Genomic DNA, 17,729 nt, shown 5'->3' on the forward strand with positions numbered 1-17,729 from the left:
TTCCGAGTCTAATGCCCTTTGCTTCGATTGCCGTTGATTGACGGCGCCGATGACATGTCATCGTGGGGTGTATCTGACCGCATCCATCCGTGACGCCATACGCGGGTCAGGTCCCATGCCTCGAGATTGCCGCCGTTGCGCGGATCTCGCGGCGGTTTTCCCTCACCACTGCCCGGTTTCGCGGAGCGTGCAAGCTGGTAGCTCCAATAGATCTGTCCTGCTGATGCGTTCCATGCCGCGCGTTGCAACCGTGACACTTGGCGGTATGCGTCCGCCCGGTTTTGGCTGCGCGGGGCCCACCGGTTCTCCACGCACCACTCGCCCACAAGCACGGGGATATGGCGGGCCGCCGAACGGATGGCGATGCCGCGCGCGCCCACCAGCATCCGGTACAGCCATGGCAGGTGCCGCGATTGCAGGTACAGTCGGCTCGCTGGCCCCGCGAACAACGGCTCCTCCATCGCGATGAGATATTGATGGGTGTCGAGCATGACGTTGCGCATGCCGGCGCGACGGAACCAATCGCCCCAGCGGAGTAGTCGGAAGCCGTCATGGAATACGATTACGGTTTCCGGACGCAGTACGGCGCGCAATCGGATGTAGGCGTCGCGGTAGAAGCGCTTCAGAAAGCGCAGTGGGATATGCGTGCTGCCGGAGGCTTCGCGGGGGTTCTTCGCCGTGTTCGTCGAGCCATGGAACACCGACCAGCTCACTGGTTCGTTGAGCACTTCGATGCTGTGCAGGGCCGGTTCGTCGCGGTATCGGTGAGCCAATCGTTCCAGCACGCCCAGCGCGTATTCCACCAAGTCCGGATTCTGCGCCCATTTGCATACGCCCGTCAGGCCGCCGTTGTCGAAACCATTCTGTGAACCGGGCACGGTGTGCAGGTCGAGCATGATCTTCAGCCCCGTCTCCCGCGCCCAACGGAACGCACGGTCGAGGTATGCGACGCAACCCGGATGCCCAGGCCAGTCGCCGAAGATGAAATACGGCACTGGGATGCGCACGAGATTGAGCCCATGGTCGGCGATGATGCGGAAATCCTCCAGGGTGATGTAGGTGTCGCGGTGCCGACGTAGCCCCTCGGCAAGATTCCGTTCGGACCAGAGAGCGCCATGTGTGCGGTGCATCCAAATTTCGTCATCTTCGGCAGTGCGGACGAACGGTTCCGGATCCATCCATTTCTCCAGCACCAGCCAGTTGCCGAGGTTCACGCCGTCGATTCGCTCGTCGATGCCCAGCACCATGCGTCTCACCGCCTTTCCACGCGGGGTTTCGCCCGACTTGCCGTTTCCGCCCATTCAAAAACTAAACAGCCCAAGCCCAAAACCCTATTCAGCCCAATGAGCCAAGGAACCGCACGATATCCGCAACGTTCCTTGGCCCATTGTATGCGTCCCGCAAGCGGCCACACGGCCGATCGGAATCGGATTATGGCCGGATCAGGGTCGTTGAATGATTGTGGTGGCCGGGCGGTCGGGATCAGTCGACGGGCTTCTCATAGCCTTCACGGGTCTCCCACTCCAAGCTGACGATGTACTTCTTGCCACATTCAAAACCACTTCGAGATCACATTCAGTCAGCCTCGGCCAACCAAAAAAATTCGAAAAGCAGTTTTACTCTTGGAAGACGTCCGGATGCTTCGGATCGCCCGGCTCGTCGGCGAGAACGCCCTCGAGTCCCAGGAACTCCTGCCAGAATTCGAGCGAATTGCCGTATGGGGAGGCTTGGCGTCCGCGCGCCTGCAGATTCGCCTTCGCTTCGAACACGTCCTCCTCGCGAATGCCGTCGAAGTAGCTTTCCAAACGTTCGAGATTCGCCGGATCATAGAACAATGAGCCGATGATTTCCGTAAGGCGTTCCGCACGAGCCACCGGCAGCGAATCCCAATGACGGAATTCGATGAAGTTCTTCAATCGCACGTCGTTGAAATGGGTGGAGATCACATGGTTGATCTCGTACGCGTTGAGCTCGCGGTCCGGATACACGTCGTTCGCGTTCTCATAGAACGCCGGATGGTGCAGATCGGTGCCGGGCACCGCCAATGCCTCCGGAGTGTGCGTCAAATCGGCGAACATCATCGGCGTGGACAGCACGTCCACCGCGTAATCCTCCCAGCCGAAACGCGGATCGAACAGTCCCGGGATGACGTTCGTACGCTGGAAATCGAGATAATCCCACATACGCTGGCGCAGCAGCGGATACGGATTCTCACGACCTTCGAAATACGGAGTGTTGCGGAAGAACCATGCCAGAATCGGGCCGACGATCGTGCCGAGACGCAGCTTGGTGATAGCGTCCTTTTCCGAAACGTAGTCGATGCTGACCTGCGTCGAAGCGGAGCATCGCATCATGCACGGACCGAATTGGCCGACGCGGCCGAGATAGGCGGTCATCGCCTTGTAACGATCCTTCGGATTCACGGGAATGTCGACGTAGCTGGATTTCGGCTGGTAGCCGTAATTCACCAGTCGGAAGCCGAGCTCGCCGAGAATCGGGTCGACCTCCCTGCAGAACGTGCCGTAGATCCGGGAAAGCTCCTCCGGCTTGTGCAGGATGCCAATCGACGTCTCCAATTGTCCGCCTGGTTCCAGCGAAACGGAGATGCCTTCGCGCGCGAGACCGACCAGACGTCCGTTCTCCCAGTATTCCTTGTTTTCGTCGTAATACGGGCGGATGCGGTTGAGCAGCGCCTCGATGCCGTTTTCCTCGTAATAGTTCACGGCGGTGTCGTCGCTGTTGTGCACTGGAAGATGTTCGATTTCCACACCGAAACCACCGGTGCCACGATCCCGGCAACCGGATTCGAAGAATTTGACCAAGCTTTCCACATGCTTCGGGTTCGGCTCGGTGAGCAGATGCGCATAAGTGATTTTCGGCGTTGTCATAGTGGTCATCCTAACGAAGATCGGTATCCGCAACGCAGACGTCGCTATACGGAAAATCGATAACCGCCCATCACTCCCCGTCGGTTCGTTCGCATGCTTTCTGCCAAACCGACGGTGAGCGACCTCTCAGCGTCGGTTTGGCAGCATGATTGATACCAAACCGACGCTTGCACGCCCCTCAGCGTCGGTTTGGCGGAAAGTTGGCGATTAGGCGGCTTTTTCGCTGTCGCGCGCGGTTTCAGCGGCGCTCTTGGCCTCCTCGGCGGCGCGGGCCGCCTTTTTGGCGGCGGAAATCATCAGCTTGATGCGGTTGAGCTGGTTCGCTTCGGATGCGCCCGGATCGTAGTCGATGGACACGATGTTGGCTTCCGGGTACAGTCGGCGGATCTTGCCGAACATGCCACGGCCCGTCACATGGTTCGGCAGGCAGGCGAACGGCTGCGCGCACACCACGTTCGGGCAGCCCGATTCGATGAGCTCAAGAATCTCGGCGGTCAGCAGCCAGCCCTCGCCGGCCTGCACGCCCACGGATGTCACCTCGCCGGCCTTCTTGACCAGTTCCGGCATCGGCAGATCCTGCGAGAACTTGCCATGCGCCAAACTGATCGCCTCGCGTACCGGCGCGTTGTACAGGTCAAGCCCCTTGCGCATCAGCGCATAGCCGAGCTTGTTGCCGCCCATGCCGAGGTAATGCTCGTTCCAATCGGAAATGTACGGACGGGTGGTCATGAATTCCATGATGCCCGGCACCACGGCCTCGCAATCCTGCGATTCGATGACGTCCACCACGTGGTTGTTGGCGTCCGGCTGGTACTTGACGAGAATCTCGCCGACCACGCCGACGCGCACCTTGCGGGGCTCGTCCTTCAGCGGCAGCGCGTCGAACGACTTGACGATCTCCTTGACAAGCGTCGGATACGGCAGGTATCCCTTGCCGATGAACTTGCGCGCGGTCTTGGAATGGCCGTGGTGTTCGAGCGTCTCGCGCACGATGGTGTCCCACGTATGGTACAGCTTGTTCGCGCTACCCGGCGTCACCTCGTACGGGCGCACACGGTACAGGCACTTCATCAGCAGATCGCCGATGATCAATGCCTTGATGGCGCGGTGCAGCAGCGCCGGCGTGGCTTTGAAGCCAGGATTGTCCTCGATGCCCTGCGTGGAGATGGCGATCACCGGGATCTGCGGATAGCCGGCATCCACCAGCGCCTTGCGGATCAGGCCGAAGTAGTTGGTGGCACGGCACATGCCACCGGTCTGCGTGATCGCAAGCGCGGTGTGGTCCGGATCGTATTTGCCTTCCAGAATCGCGTCCACCAGCTGGCCGATGACCATGATGGCCGGGTAGCAGGCGTCGTTGTTCACGTATTTGAGGCCGGTTTCGACGTCCTCTCGGCTGGCATGCTTGAGGATGTCGAACTTGTAGCCGCCGGAACGAATCACGGATTCCACCAGCGAGAAGTGGATCGGGCTCATCTGCGGGGCCACGATGGTGTAGTCCTTCATGTCCTTGCCGAACGGGATGCGGTTCGCATACTTGGACATGGCGGCCGTGTTGTGGGCGGATCCGCCATTGCCGGCCGCGCGCTTGGATGCGGCGGTGACCGCTTCGGTGAGTTTCGGATTGGCTTTCATGACGGTGTCGAGCATGACCTGACGTCCCGGAGTCGGCGCCTCGGAACCGGTCTTGCGGAATCCACCGTTCTTCTTGTTGCGCTCACGCTCTTCGACGGCCGCCTTGAGCGAGCGCAGACGAATCTTCGCCGCACCTAGGTTGGAGACCTCGTCGATCTTGAGCATGGTGTACACATCGGCCTTATCCGCCAGAATCTCGGACACCTGGTCGGTGGTGATGGCGTCGAGGCCGCATCCGAAGGAGTTGAGCTGTACGAGTTCGAGTCCCGGATAGGACGCCACGAAGTTGGCCGCCGCGTACAGACGCGCGTGGTAGGCCCACTGGTTGGTGACGCGCAGCGGCATTTTGGTGACCTTGCGGTCGTCGACGTGGCGGAAGCCGTTGGCGTTCTTCTTGCGCGGGTCCTCTTCGCCTTCGGCGAGGAATTCGCTCAGGTTGAGCTTCTCCCCCGGCTGCAGCTCGCAGATGGAATCCTCGGAAAGCACCACCATGCCGAGCGCGCAGATGGTTTCCGGAATGCCGTGGTTGATCTCCGGGTCGACGTGGTATGGACGGCCAGCCAGCACGATGCCCTTGCAATCGTGCTCCTTCATATAGGCAAGGGCCTTCAGGCCTTCCATCTGCACGTCATGCTTGAACACCTCGTTTTCGGCGTAGGCGGCCTTGACCGCGGTCTCGGCCTCCTCGCGGGTCACGTTGGCCCAGGCGAATTCCTCGACGATGCGGTCCACCATGAGCTCATGGTTGGCCATGTTGAAGTACGGGCGCATGTAGCGCACGCCTTCCTCGCGCAGTTCGGGCATGTTCGCGCCGATGACCACAGGATAGTTGGCCACCACCGGGCAGTTGTAGTGGTTGTCGGTGTTGGGTACGAAGTCCTCCTCGTAGCTGACGCACGGGTAGAAGATCGTCTTGATACCCTTGTTGAGCAGCCACTTGATGTGGCCGTGCACGAGTTTGGCCGGGTAGCAGATGTTTTCGGAGGCGATCGATTCGATGCCGGTTTCGAACAGTTCGTGCGAGCTGCGGCCGGAAATCATCACCTTGAAGCCGAGCGAGGTGAGCAGCGTGAACCAGAACGGGTAGTTCTCGTACATGTTGAGCACACGCGGGATACCAATTTCGCCGCGGGTGGCCTTCTTGTCGGTCAAACGACGGTAGGCGAAGCAGCGCTTGTACTTGTAGTCGTACAGGTTGGGCCTGTCGGAACGCTGCTTTTTGGAGTCGCCGCCGCGTTCGCAGCGGTTGCCGGTCACGTAGCGGGAGCCATCCTGGAATGTGGTGATGGTGAGCTTGCAGTGGTTCTGGCACAGCTTGCACACGTCGCGTTCGGTGGTCATGGACAGGTTGTCGAGTTCGCTGCCGGACACAGTGGCGGACGCGGTGTGCGTGACGCCGTCGATGGTGACGGTATTACCTTCGGCTGCGTTCGCGTCGCCGTCATCAAGGCCTTCGGCGACGTCGGTGTAGTGCATGCGCGCGGTCAGAGCTGCGCCGTACGCGCCCATCAGGCCGGCGATGTTCGGACGGGTCACCTGGCGTTCGGTGAGCAGCTCGAAGGCGCGCAGCACGGCGTCGTTGAGGAAGGTGCCACCCTGCACCACCACGGTGTCGCCCAGCTCGCCGGAGTCGCGCAGCTTGATCACCTTGTACAGCGCGTTGCGCACCACGGAATAGCACAGGCCGGCCGCGATGTCCTCCATCGTGGCGCCTTCCTTCTGCGCCTGCTTGACGGAGGAGTTCATGAACACGGTGCAACGTGAGCCCAGATCGACCGGGTGCGTGGAGTTGAGCGCGGCCTGCGTGAATTCCTCGATCGTCAATCCCATGGACTGCGCGAACGTCTGCAGGAACGAACCGCAGCCGGACGAGCAGGCCTCGTTGACGGCGATCGAATCGATCACACCGTCGGAAATCGCCAGATACTTCATATCCTGGCCGCCGATGTCGATGACGGCTGTGACGCCAGGCGAAACCATTTCGGCGCCACGGTAGTGGGCCATGGTCTCCACCACGCCCTCGTCCAGATGCAGGCCGGTGGTGATGAGGCCTTCGCCGTATCCGGTGGCGCAGGAACGTGCGATCCACGCGCCTTCCGGCAGCTGGCTTTGAATCTGCTTGACGATGTTGACGGCGGCCGTCAGCGGGCTGCCTTCGTTAGTCGCGTACGACGACCATACGATTTCGCGGTCGTCGTTGACGAGCGTCGCCTTGATGGTGGTCGATCCCGCGTCGATGCCCAGGAAGTGCGGGCCTTGCGCGCCTTCCAACGTGCCGATGTGCACATGTTCGCGATGGTGGCGCTCGTCGAACGCCTCGCGGTCCGCTTCGGTCGGGAATAGCGGCGGCATGGTGGGGGTGTTCGCCGGCAGGTTCTTCAAATCCTCCAGGCTTTTGAGGATGTCGGCGCAGGTGCGCGCCTCAAAATGCTGCCCCTCTTCGAGCTGATCAGGCTCGCCGGCCAGCAGCGCGGATCCGAACGCCACATACAGGTGGGCGTCGGTCGGCACGATGAATTCGTCGACTTTGCCTTCGAGCGCGCGGTGGAACGCCTCGCGCAGTTCGGACATGAAGAACAGCGGGCCGCCGAGGAAGATGACGGTGCCGTGGATCGGACGGCCGGAGGCCAGGCCTGCGATGGTCTGGGTGGCCACGGCCGTGAAGATGGATGCGGCCAGATCGGGTTTGGCCGCGCCGTCGTTGATGAGCGGCTGAAGATCGGTTTTGGCGAACACGCCGCAGCGGGAGGCGATCGGATACAACGTCTCGTAATGCTTGGCCATCTCGTTGAGGCCTGCCGCATCGGTGTCGAGCAGAGTGGCCATCTGGTCGATGAACGCGCCCGTACCACCTGCGCAGGAGCCGTTCATGCGCTGTTCAGGGGTGGGCTTCAGGTAGGTGATCTTGGCGTCTTCGCCGCCGAGCTCGATGATCACGTCGGCCTGCGGATATTCCTCGTCGATGGCGCGGGTTTCCGCGATGACCTCCTGTACGAACGGCACGTGGAGGTTGTCGGCCAGAGCGAGGCCGCCGGAACCGGTGATGGCCAGGCGGATCGGTTCGTCGCCACGACCAAGGGATTCCAGCTCCTTGTGGATGTCTTCCAGCAGGCCCGCCACCGTGGCGCGTACATTGGCGTGGTGGCGCCGGTAATCGGAGAAGAGCACGGCATCAAGGGAGTCGGTCTGATCAAGCACCACGGCCTTCACTGTGGTGGAACCGATATCAAGACCCACACGCAACGGTTTCGCGTCACAGGTTTTGACCGCAGTGTCTGCTGCTTCGACCATGTAATGTACCTCTATCGTTCTCGTCCGCCGGATCGCGTTCATACCAGTATGGAAGCGGTAGAAACGCCCTCTCCCCGGTTATCCAAGCATGTAATCGTAGTCTGTGCCCACGCCTAATCGCGCCCGGCGATGAATGATTCGCACGACACGGCGCATAATTAGACAACGAATTTAGTCAGCATGCATAATTTTCGTCCCGAATCGACCATATCCGCATCCGAAGTCCGGCCGCCCGCCGACGAAGCTCAGGAAGCCGCGCCCTCCCCCGCCGAGCGGTCCTTGCCGTAGATCTCGGGAATGAATCTGGTCTGATCGTGCAGCTTCTCCCAAATCACGACCTCGCCGCGTTCCAGCGACTTGGGCACGTCGATGATGCGCTGGTTGCTGCTGCCTCGGAACTGAAGCAGCGAATCGTGCAGGTCCTTGATATACCGGCCATCCACAAGGATGTCGATCTGTTCGAGCAGCTCGCGTTTGTCAGGGGTCTCACCGTCGCGCATGAGCTCCTCCCACGTGTATCCGGTCCAGCACCAGATGTCCTTGGCATGGCCGAAACGCTCGCGGATCCTATGCGCGAGCGGCAGCAGCACGCCGGTGTTGAGCAGCGGCTCGCCGCCGAGGAACGTGATGCCCTGCACGTACGGCAGGCTCAGATCGCTCATGATCTGCGCCTCAAGCCGGTCGTTGTATTCATGACCCGCGCGGAAATCCCATATCGAGGTGTTGTAGCAGTCCTCGCAATGGAACGGACATCCGGACACGTACAACGAGCATCGGATGCCTTCGCCGTCGGTCATGAGGAACCGTTTGTAATCGGCGATCATGTTGCGGCTCATGGCGTTCGTCCACTGACCAGCCTTGGGATTGCTGGAACGGTTCGTCGGAATGAACGGCCCGCGTCCGGTTTCGCCCGACGCGAAATCCCGGCGGACCACGGAAGAATCGGCGCTGCTTACCATGCGTTGCTCCTGTTGTTCTTTGTTGTATGTGCGATTTGACCGCGACGACCTGCGATGGAATTCCCTACGATCGCATCGAGATCGCGGAAAACCGCTACGGACACACGAAGAGGGCGGATCAGCTCCGTCCTCTTCATCGTTATTCCGTTATCTTTTCCGTCATCACATGACGACCGGCTTACTTGGTCTCCTCGAACCACTCGCGTTCGGAGCCGTCATCAAGGGTGACATGGCCGGTCTCGCCGCTCATGTGCTTGACCCTGTGCGCGATCTCCTCATGACGGCCATGAACCATCGGACGCTGCACCGGATTGCCCAGATAACCGCAGGTGCGCTTGGTCACGTTGCAGCGGTCCGGATCGGAATTGCCGCATTCCGGGCACTTGAAGCCCTCCTCGGTCGGCTCGAAATCACCTTCGAACCCGCATTCGTAGCAGCGGTCGATCGGCGTGTTCGTGCCGAGATAGCCGATGCCGATGTTGTAGGCGTAGTCCCACACCGCCTCGAGCGCCTTCGGATTGGCCTGCAGGCACGGGAACTCGCAGTAGTTGATGAAGCCGCCGGACGCATAGTACGGGAAGTCCTTCTCGTAGTCGAGCTTCTCCATCGGCGTGGGCTGCAGCCATACCGGATAGTGGAAGGAGTTGGTATAGAAGTCGTGGTCGGTGACGCCCTCCACCTTGCCGAACTTCTCATGGTCCATGCGGTTGAAGCGGTCGGTGAGCGATTCGGCCGGGGTCGAGTACACGGAATAGTGGTAGCCTTCCGCTGCGCTCCAATCCTTGCACAGCTGGTTCATGCGCTTGACGATGGACAGGGCGAACTCCTTGCCTTCCGGATCCCAGCTGTGGTCGCGCATCCAGTCCTTGCCATAGAACACGCTGGTCGCCTCATACAGGCCGATGTAGCCGAGGGACACGGTGGCGCGTTCGTTGCGGAACAGCTGGTCGACGCTGTCGTTGGCACCGAGGCGGCCGAAGGCTCCGAAGCGGAACAGGGTCGGCGCGTTGACCGGAGTGGCCTGCTTGCAGCGCATGATGCGGAACTGCAGCGCCTGGTGCGCGACGGCCATGCGCTCGTCGAAGATCTTCCAGAAGCGGTCCTTGTCTCCATGGGATTCCAGCGCGATGCGCGGAATGTTCACGGTGACCACGCCAAGGTTCATGCGGCCGTCCTCGACGTCCTTGCCCGTCTTTGGATCGGTCCAGCCCTGCAGGAAGGAACGGCATCCCATCGGGGCCTTGAAGGAGCCGGTGATCTTCACGATGTTCTCATAAAAGATGACGTCCGGATACATGCGCTTGGTGGCGCATTCGAGGGCCAGCTGCTTCATGTCGTAGTTCGGGTCGCCCGGATCCGCGTTCACGCCATGCTTGATGGTGAACACGAGTTTCGGGAAGATGGCGGTGTGGTGCTCGGAGCCGAGGCCGCGGATGCGGTTGAGGAAGATGGCGCGCTGGATCTCGCGGGCGAACCAGTCGGTGCCGAGGCCGAAGCCGACGGTGACGAATGGCGTCTGGCCGTTGGACACACGATTGGAGTTGATCTGGTATTCCATGGTCTGCATGGCATCGTAGATGGCCTTGCGGGTCTGAATCTTCGCCCAGATCTCGCGCAGCTGCTGCAGACGGTCCGCGCCCTTGCTGAACGGCTCGTCCATAGGCAGCGCCGGACGGTCCTTTTCGAAGTGCAGACGCTTCGGCTCGACCTCCTTGGCCATGCGCACCTGACGTTCCGCGATTTCGATCGGCAGATCGTCCGGCATGATCTCATGGGCCTGCTCGAGGAACTTGTCGTAGTCCTTCTTGGCGTACGGCACGAAGTTCTCGTCGGCGCGGTTCGCGGTCTGGCCGCCGTACTGGCTGGAAGCCACATCCTTCATGATCTGCGTGATCTGTGTGGCCGCGATGGAGATGCTGTTCGGCGAGCCCATCGGGGCGTTGCCCAAGGTGAATCCGTTGGCGAGCATGTCCCAGTAGTTCGGCAGCGAGCAGTTGGACTGCGCGGTGAACGGCGAGTAATCGGCGTCATGGAAATGGATGTCGCCCTTCATGTGGGCGTTGGACACCGCGTCCGGCAGCATGGAGAAGGCGGAGGCCTTGGAGACCGCGCCCGCCAGCAGGTCGCGCTGGGTGGAGTAGACGTTGGAATCCTTGTTGGCGTTCTCGCGCACCAGAGCTTCGTCCCTATCCACCAGGCGGCGCACCGCCTCGTTGATGTCCGTGGCCTTGGCCCGTTCGATGTCCTTGTTCAGACGGTAGTTGGTGTAGGTGCGGGCCACGTCGTACAGATGATCCTCGATCAGACCATGCTCGACCAGATTCTGGATGTCCTCGATCTTCGCCGGACCGTTGTAGCGATCCTTGATTTCGGCTTCGACCTGATTGGCGAGGTCGCGGACCAGCCGCTCCTCCTGAGGACCGATCTTCTTGTCGAGGTCAGCGAAGGCGGACTTCACCGCGCTGATGATGTTGATCGGATCGAAATCCACCACGCGTCCATCGCGTTTTTCGACAAGCACCTTGACTGTTGCCGGCGTAGTCGCCGTTGCGGTTGCGACGCCATCCAGAGTCTGGGTTTCCATGTATTTTTCCTTTCCGGGTCGGTCCCATCCGACCAGGTTTCATGCCTCTTCCGCATGCCAGTTCCTTTGTACAGATGGACACTGTACACCAAGGTCGGCACTAAATATAGTATCGCCACGCCGCCAGAGAAACTATATATTCCATTTTCGGCGCAATTCCGCCATTCTTGGGATTCTGTGACAAAGCTAACGACTGAGACACGGAGTGTCGTTTTGACAGCATCCGTCCGAAACGCTATTTTTCCTCAAGGCGCATCCACAACACTCGAACATATGTTCCATTTGTCCGCAAGATGATGGAATCTTGACCTATGACTTGGAATCCGAATTACGCCCCGACGATGCACCCGCCGCAGACGGCATCGAAGCCCCTGCCACGCCTCGCCGGCGAAACCACGGCGGACAATCCATGGCCGGTGAGCCTTCTGAGCGAGAAATTCCACACCGCGGTCGAACGGTGGCCCTCCGTATGGGTGGCCGGCCAGATCACGCAGATCAACACCCGCCGCCAGGGAAGCGCCTACATCACGCTTCGCGACGACCATCAGGACATCGCGATGGAGGTCAACGGCTTCGGCCAGTTCGCCGCGGCCGCGGCGTCGTTCGTGCAAGGCGACCGCGTCATCATCCACGGCAAGCCGAACGTGTGGATGAAGCGCACGTCATTGTCGCTGCGCGGCGACGCCATCATCGCCGCGGGCGCCGGCGGCAGCCTGAAGGCCATGATCGATGAGCTGCGCAAGAAGCTCAAGGGCGAGGGACTGTTCGACGCCGACCGCAAGAAGCCGTTGCCGGAATTCCCACATTGCATCGGCCTGATCTGCGCGCCGCAGGCGCGTGCGGAGGGCGATGTCATCACCAACGTCCAGCTTCGCTGGCCCGTCGTCGATTTCAAAGTGGTGCATGTGCACGTGCAGGGCGATCAATGCCCGTCGGATGTGGTGGCGGCTATCCGGCAGCTGAACGCCGATCCGGACGTGGATGTGATCATCGTGGCGCGTGGCGGCGGCGCATTCGAAGATCTGATCGGCTTCTCCGACGAGAACGTGGTGCGCGCTGCAGCAGCGGCGAACACTCCCCTGATCTCCGCCATCGGACATGAGGACGATTGGACCCTGCTCGACCTGGCGGCCGACGTGCGCGCCTCCACGCCGACCGACGCGGCGAAGAAGGTCGTGCCGGACGTGCGCGAGCAGATGCAGCTGATCCAGGTGAATCTGGATCGCATGCGCATGCGTATCGACGCCACCGTCTCCAACGAGGCCAGGCTGATCGAAGGCTATGCGAACCGTCCAAGCCTTACCCATCCGCTCACCATGCTGGAGCCGCATCAACGCTTCCTTGACGACGCGCGCGCACGCATGCGCATCGGACTGACACGCATCGTGGACGACGCAAGCCTCACCATCGAAAAGGCACACGCCTCGTTGACCGCGTTGAGCCCGCAGTCCACGCTCGACCGCGGATACGCGGTGGTGCAGAGCGCCGACGGACATGTGATCGACGACGCGTCCTGCGTGAAAGCGGGCGACCAGCTGACCATGACGCTGAAGCACGGCATCGTCGTGTCCGAAGTGAAAACCGTGAAATAGCAAGCAAGCAGCACAAGGAGAAAACCATGGCCAATGAAACGAACGAAGCGACCCCGGCATCCAGCCTGACCGACAAGGAGCGCGAGGCGATCGCGCAGATGCCCTATGAGGAGGCGAGGGACAAACTCATCCAGGCCGTGCAGTCGCTGGAGGCGGGCGGTCTGAACCTTGACCAGTCCATGCGCCAGTGGGAGATCGGCGAGGCGCTCGCCAAGCGCGCACAAAGCCTGCTCGGCGAGGTGCGTGCGAAGCTCGACGCGGCGCAGGCCGAGCAAGCCACCGCGGCCAACACGGCGGGAACGCAGGACAATCTCGCCTGAAAGCGCGATGCGCCGATTCCGGACATCCGCCATGTCGAGTCCGCATTGTGTGTACAATGGTGACTCGTTGCCTCAGTAGCTCAGTGGATAGAGCACTTCTCTCCTAAAGAAGGTGTCGTAGGTTCGATTCCTATCTGGGGCACTTTTTCATATCCGCACCAAGCTCACCATCGTCGTTTCCGGCTCACACCCTATATGACAAAGACGGTGGGGATGACGCCGCCCCAACCGCGGAATCATCCCCACCACCATATCATCGTGCATCGCGACCGGTCACAGACGGATCTTCTGCACCGCATCCTTTAATGCGTCGACCTTGTCGGTTTTCTCCCACGTGTAGTCGGGGTCGTCGTGGCCGAAATGCCCGTAGGCCGCGGTCTTGTAATAGATCGGACGTTCCAGATCGAGCTGGTCGATGATGGAGAGCAGACGGAAGTCGATCACCTGCTCCACCGCTTTCTGGATGATCTCGCGCGGCACCTGTTCCGTGCCATACGTCTCCACGTCGATCGATACGGGAGCGCCCTGCCCGAGGATGAAGCCAAGCGTCACCTGCGCGCGGTGCGCGAGTCCCGCGGCCACGATGTTCTTCGCCGCCCAACGAGCCGCATACGCTTCGGAACGGTCGGCCTTGTGCGGATCCTTGCCGGAGAACGCGCCGCCACCGTGGGAGCCGATGCCACCGTACGTGTCGACCACCACCTTGCGTCCCGTCAGGCCCGCGTCGGAATGTGGTCCGCCTTGGATGAACGGCGTGCGGTTGATGACAATCCTTGCCCTGGAATAGTCGAGACCGAATTCGTCAAGCACCGGTTCGAGCACCTGCTCGCGCACCTGGCTGCGTACATCCTCCAGCGCGATGTCCGGGGAATGCTGGGTGGAGATCAGCACCGCGGCGAACCGCAGCGCGCGGCTCAGATCCTCGTTGTACTCGACGACGACTTCGGTTTTGCCGTCCGGGCGAAGCTGCGGGATGATGCCGTTCTTGCGCACATATGCGAGCCGCTGCGCCAGTTTGGTGGCCGCGACGTACGGCAGCGGCAGATATTCCGCGGTCTCATCGGTCGCATAGCCGACGACGAGACCCTGATCGCCCACGAACGTGTCGTAGATGTGTTCCTTCTCCTCCTCGCTCGACGCGTCCTCCTGACCGAAGTCGCCCAGATCGGACGAGAAATCGCGTGGCCACACATTGTTGATGACGCCCGCGCCACGGGGATCGAGGCCGCTGTCGGCATCCGTGTAGCCGATCTCCTCGGCGGCCTTGCGCGCTATCTCCCCATGGTTCAGCGTGAACGGCGCCGAAATCTCGCCCTGCAGCGAGATGAGCCCCTCCTTCACCACCGTTTCGACGGCGACGCGGGCGTCCGGCTCCTTGGCGAGGTATGCGTCGACGATGGCGTCGGAGATCTTGTCCGCGACCTTGTCGGGGTGGCCTTCGGTGACGGATTCGGAAATGAGATAACGAGACATGATGGAAACCTTTCTTTTTCGGGCCGGCCGTCCATGGCGAAGACCCGGATCATACGGATATGAATGATGTTCTGAGATTTGGATTGCGGATCGAGAATGATGGAATCGGACGCACGTCAGCGTTCCGCAACGGGCTTGGTGGCGATGATGGCCACGTAATTGCCTTGCGTATATCCGGGAATGGGATCCTCGACGGCATCGTTCTGGAATGTGGAGTTCGCCAGCACCGTCTGCCTGAACCGCAGGTCGGTGAATCCGATGCGTTCGAGCAGGTCGATATAGAACGTCGTCACATGCCAGTTCGGCTTGTATGTGGGCACGCCTCCCTGCGCGATGTCGAAGAACGCGGTGCCCGAAAGCAGGTCGGCATATGGGCTTCGGTCGAGTTCCGGATGATTGAGCACCGTCAGCAGCAGAATGCCGAGCGTGCTTTCCTTGGGCACGTCCGAAAGGATGAGCCGGCCGCCGGGACGCAGGGCGTCGTAGTTTTTACGAAACGTAGATTCCAGGTTTTCATCGTCGATGAAACCGTGGCTGGAACCGTTGTAATAAATAGTGTCGAACGATTCCGGCTCGTAGGGATATTCCTCGGCGATGCCCTTCCACGCGTGGAAGCCCTTTTCCAGGATGGCCGGGAACAACGCGTCCGACGGCTCCACGATCTCGTCAACGGTGAACCCGTACCGCTCGCGCAGAGCCTCCTCGACGTCTCCGGTTCCGGCGCCGATCGAAAGCGTGCGTCCGGGAACCTTCGTGGTCAGAGCGGCCCACAGCAGACGCAAACGCGATTCCGTGACGTTCGGACGTTCCGTATAGTGGCGTTCGAAACGATGGTATTCGAATCCGTCGTTGGCACCATCAGTAGTCATTGCAATATTCCTTACCGAATTAAAAATGCGCAGCAAAGCCATTAAAAAACGCATAGCAAAGCTTATTAAAAACGCATATAACATACGAATTAAAAGATGAATCATGCATTGCGAACAGGAGGAGAACCTCCCACGCAATCAGCGAAAACGGCACCGCGTCCGACGTATCGAGCCCCGCACGCATTTCGGGAAGCCGGAGGCAGACACCACGAATCAGCGGTGCCGGAAAAGGTCACACCAAGTGAAACCCTAGCGGATCATGGGCTCCATAGACATCATGCCCATACAGGAATCCGTCATACAACACATTCGCTTGCTTCCTGCGTTGGAAATCATCATCGTACGAGACATGCTACCGGACTCCTTTCTGGAATATCGATTATGTGAACGGGCATCCAACTTTTCCAGCCCGAAATCGACGATAACAGACCGAAAGACGCAACACAAGCGATTTATCATAATTTCTTTTTATAAGGAATCATCTTTCCTGCTTTTCACAAGGAATTGATAAGACAATATAATTTTTAATATTGGCGAAAACGGCGGGCAATACCTTCAGACGTGCTATCATCCATCACACCGGCTCATCCAACAACCGTTCCAGTCCTTTTCGATTCAATCTCGATTCAATTTCGATTCCCATCATCGCCGCGGAGCCATACCTTATCGTCGAACCGCGGCCCATTGAAAGGACTTTCCATCATGAGCGACAATCAGCAGACTTTCACGCAGGCATCCGGACGGACGGCATCGGACGCGGGCGCGTCATTCTCATCACTCGCCCTGCACTCGGGCTACAACCCGGCGGAGCACCACAATTCCAGCAGCGTTCCCATCTATGCGACGGCCGCGTACGCGTTGCGCGATGAGGAGCATGCCACGCAGATCGCTTCGTTCGAACTCGTCGACGACATCTACACGCGCATCTCCAATCCGACGACCGGCATACTCGAAAAGCGCCTGGCGGCCCTTCATGGCGTGGAGGGCGCGGTGGCGACATCCTCCGGTCTCGCGGCGCTCAGCGACACGATCCTCAACATCGCGGCGGGCGGCGGACGGATACTGACCTCGTATCGTCTCTACGGAGGCACGGTCGCGGCGTTCTCCAACATCCTGCCGGATTACGGCATCGATATCGACATAGCCCGGAATCCGGACGACCCGCGGTCCTGGGAGGAGGCAATTCGCCCCGACACCAAGGCCCTGCTCGTGGAAAGCGTCTCGAATCCCCTGAACGCCGTCGCGGATCTCGAATCGCTCGCCAAAGTCGCGCACCGGCATGGTATCGTCCTCATAGTGGACAACACGGTCGCCACGCCCTATCTGCTCAATCCCTTCGATTTCGGGGCCGACATCGTGGCGTATTCGACCACGAAGGCCATCAACGGCCATGGCAATGCGATCGGCGGCATCGTGTTGGAGAACGGCACGTTCGACTACGCGAACAACGAACGCTATCCGCAGTTCTCGCGCAAGGCGTGGTTCTTCAAGACGCGCGACGGAAGGGAGCGCAGCGTGCTGGAGATCGCTCCGAACACGCCGTTCACGACGAGGCTGAGGGCATTCCTCGTCACGCTGCTTGGCTCGTCGCCCAGCCCGTTCAACAGCTATCTGACGCTGATCGGCCTGGAGACGCTGACCGCGCGCCTCGACAAGGAGCTTGAGACCGCGCAAGCCGTGGCGCGCTATCTCGACGGCGACCCCCGCGTGGGAAGGGTGTACCATCCGGACGCGAACGGCTATGGCTATCAGGATTGGGCGCGGAAATACCTCAAGAGGAGCGGCAGCACGATAATCACGTTCGATCTGGACACGGTGGAGCACAAGCGCGCCACGCTCGACGCTTTGAAACTGTTCAGCCTGCAGGCCAATCTCGGCGATTCGAAGTCCCTGGCGGTCGACCCGTTCGTCGTCACCCATCCGGAGCTGACGCTTGACGAGCTCGCCGCAGCGGGTATCCATGACGGTGCGATCCGCCTGTCCATCGGTCTGGAGGAGCCCGCCGATCTGATCGCGGATCTCCGGCAGGCGCTGGACCGGGTATACGGCCCGGTGGAGGATTAGTCCGCGGCCGGCTCGGAACAAGAACCAGACAAGGATCAGACGCAATCCGGACGC

At 60.5% G+C, this 17,729-nt stretch carries 10 protein-coding genes and 1 tRNA gene; 4 read left to right on the forward strand and 7 right to left on the reverse strand.

The features are described 5' to 3' along the window. Positions 1 to 8 precede the first annotated feature (8 nt). The 5 genes from OU26_RS05440 to nrdD all read right to left on the reverse strand — a co-directional run bounded on the left by OU26_RS05440 (position 9) and on the right by nrdD (position 11,357). Positions 9 to 1,247: a glycoside hydrolase family 5 protein gene (locus OU26_RS05440; protein WP_026646736.1), complete on the reverse strand. Its 1,239-nt coding sequence runs from the start codon at positions 1,245 to 1,247 to the stop codon at positions 9 to 11. 369 nt (positions 1,248 to 1,616) lie between these two features. Next, the gene (locus OU26_RS05445) at positions 1,617 to 2,888 is read right to left on the reverse strand and encodes a glutamate-cysteine ligase family protein (protein ID WP_026646735.1); all 1,272 of its coding nucleotides are present in this window, start codon (positions 2,886 to 2,888) and stop codon (positions 1,617 to 1,619) included. A gap of 207 nt (positions 2,889 to 3,095) precedes the next feature. Beyond that, positions 3,096 to 7,814, reverse strand: a complete 4,719-nt coding sequence (locus OU26_RS05450) for an acyl-CoA dehydratase activase-related protein (RefSeq protein ID WP_026646734.1) — start codon at positions 7,812 to 7,814, stop codon at positions 3,096 to 3,098. 245 nt (positions 7,815 to 8,059) lie between these two features. Further along, positions 8,060 to 8,773: an anaerobic ribonucleoside-triphosphate reductase activating protein gene (gene nrdG, locus OU26_RS05455; RefSeq protein ID WP_081815649.1), complete on the reverse strand. Its 714-nt coding sequence runs from the start codon at positions 8,771 to 8,773 to the stop codon at positions 8,060 to 8,062. A gap of 178 nt (positions 8,774 to 8,951) precedes the next feature. Beyond that, positions 8,952 to 11,357, reverse strand: coding sequence for an anaerobic ribonucleoside-triphosphate reductase (gene nrdD, locus OU26_RS05460; protein WP_026646732.1), 2,406 nt, complete (start codon positions 11,355 to 11,357; stop codon positions 8,952 to 8,954). Between the two features lie 311 nt (positions 11,358 to 11,668). Between nrdD and xseA the strand changes: the two genes are divergently transcribed. The 3 genes from xseA to OU26_RS05475 all read left to right on the forward strand — a co-directional run bounded on the left by xseA (position 11,669) and on the right by OU26_RS05475 (position 13,411). Further along, positions 11,669 to 12,949 (forward strand): exodeoxyribonuclease VII large subunit, encoded by a 1,281-nt coding sequence (gene xseA, locus OU26_RS05465; RefSeq protein ID WP_026646731.1) that lies wholly within the window; start codon positions 11,669 to 11,671, stop codon positions 12,947 to 12,949. A gap of 26 nt (positions 12,950 to 12,975) precedes the next feature. Continuing rightward, positions 12,976 to 13,269, forward strand: coding sequence for an exodeoxyribonuclease VII small subunit (locus OU26_RS05470; RefSeq protein WP_026646730.1), 294 nt, complete (start codon positions 12,976 to 12,978; stop codon positions 13,267 to 13,269). A 69-nt stretch (positions 13,270 to 13,338) separates the two neighbouring features. After that, positions 13,339 to 13,411: transfer RNA gene (locus tag OU26_RS05475), tRNA-Arg, on the forward strand. Positions 13,412 to 13,542: 131 nt separating this feature from the next. Here the strand turns inward: OU26_RS05475 and metK are convergent. Together metK and OU26_RS05485 are read right to left on the reverse strand one after the other, a co-directional pair. Next, a complete protein-coding gene (gene metK / locus OU26_RS05480; protein ID WP_026646729.1) occupies positions 13,543 to 14,742 on the reverse strand; it encodes a methionine adenosyltransferase in 1,200 nt (399 codons plus the stop codon). Between the two features lie 116 nt (positions 14,743 to 14,858). Then, a complete protein-coding gene (locus tag OU26_RS05485) occupies positions 14,859 to 15,611 on the reverse strand; it encodes a class I SAM-dependent methyltransferase (protein WP_026646728.1) in 753 nt (250 codons plus the stop codon). Positions 15,612 to 16,313: 702 nt separating this feature from the next. Between OU26_RS05485 and OU26_RS05495 the strand changes: the two genes are divergently transcribed. Further along, on the forward strand, positions 16,314 to 17,675 hold the full coding sequence (locus OU26_RS05495) for an O-acetylhomoserine aminocarboxypropyltransferase/cysteine synthase family protein (RefSeq protein WP_152571330.1): 1,362 nt from the start codon (positions 16,314 to 16,316) through the stop codon (positions 17,673 to 17,675). The last annotated feature ends 54 nt before the right edge of the window (positions 17,676 to 17,729 follow it).

The sequence above is a fragment of the Bifidobacterium ruminantium DSM 6489 genome, assembly GCF_000770925.1.
GTDB classification, from domain to species: domain Bacteria; phylum Actinomycetota; class Actinomycetes; order Actinomycetales; family Bifidobacteriaceae; genus Bifidobacterium; species Bifidobacterium ruminantium.

Bases quoted from the DNA above. Each gene is read 5' to 3' on its own strand.
- OU26_RS05485 (WP_026646728.1), bottom strand. From the start codon at position 15,611: ATGACTACTGATGGTGCCAACGACGGATTCGAATACCATCGTTTCGAA.
- OU26_RS05445 (WP_026646735.1), bottom strand. From the start codon at position 2,888: ATGACAACGCCGAAAATCACTTATGCGCATCTGCTCACCGAGCCGAAC.
- OU26_RS05495 (WP_152571330.1), top strand. From the start codon at position 16,314: ATGAGCGACAATCAGCAGACTTTCACGCAGGCATCCGGACGGACGGCA.
- metK (WP_026646729.1), bottom strand. From the start codon at position 14,742: ATGTCTCGTTATCTCATTTCCGAATCCGTCACCGAAGGCCACCCCGAC.
- xseA (WP_026646731.1), top strand. From the start codon at position 11,669: ATGACTTGGAATCCGAATTACGCCCCGACGATGCACCCGCCGCAGACG.
- OU26_RS05470 (WP_026646730.1), top strand. From the start codon at position 12,976: ATGGCCAATGAAACGAACGAAGCGACCCCGGCATCCAGCCTGACCGAC.
- OU26_RS05440 (WP_026646736.1), bottom strand. From the start codon at position 1,247: ATGGTGCTGGGCATCGACGAGCGAATCGACGGCGTGAACCTCGGCAAC.
- OU26_RS05450 (WP_026646734.1), bottom strand. From the start codon at position 7,814: ATGGTCGAAGCAGCAGACACTGCGGTCAAAACCTGTGACGCGAAACCG.
- nrdD (WP_026646732.1), bottom strand. From the start codon at position 11,357: ATGGAAACCCAGACTCTGGATGGCGTCGCAACCGCAACGGCGACTACG.
- nrdG (WP_081815649.1), bottom strand. From the start codon at position 8,773: ATGGTAAGCAGCGCCGATTCTTCCGTGGTCCGCCGGGATTTCGCGTCG.